The following is a 425-nucleotide window of genomic DNA, read 5'->3' as shown; positions in this document are numbered from 1 at the left end:
GTTCTGCTGACGCCGGAACGGAAAGCGCTGCTGGTTGACGAAACCGTCGGGCATGTAGTCGCCTACCACGCCGTACTTCTCGGGGAAGGCCTTTTTCGATTTCACCGCAGTACCGAACAGATAGTCGATGAAGGCGAAATGGGCGGCGTAGTTCTTGTCGATCGCTTCGTCTTCCGATGAATGGTGCCAGTGGTGAAAATCCGGCGTCACAAAGATGTACTTCAATGGCCCCCACGGCAAATGCACGTTGGCGTGATTGAACACCGCCTGGAAGCCCACGATGATGATGTAGACATCGACAACGGCCTTGTCGAATCCCAGCACGAACAGCGGGCCCAGCACGGCTACCCGCGTGACAATCAGTTCAAGAATGTGCTGACGCGAACCGGCCAGCCAGTCCATCGTCTTCACGCTGTGATGAACGG

The 425-nt window shown here is 56.5% G+C and carries 1 protein-coding gene; it reads right to left on the bottom strand.

The window, feature by feature from the left end:
• A partial coding sequence (locus tag I6F21_RS38060) for a sterol desaturase family protein (protein ID WP_225184424.1) occupies nucleotides 1-411 on the bottom strand: 411 nt, incomplete at its 3' end.
• Nucleotides 412-425 lie beyond the last annotated feature (14 nt).

The sequence above is a fragment of the Bradyrhizobium sp. NBAIM03 genome, assembly GCF_020194055.1.
Classification (GTDB): Bacteria; Pseudomonadota; Alphaproteobacteria; order Rhizobiales; family Xanthobacteraceae; genus Bradyrhizobium; species Bradyrhizobium yuanmingense.
The sequence above is the reverse complement of the archived record's forward strand: the minus strand, read 5'-3'. Positions and strand labels throughout refer to the sequence as shown.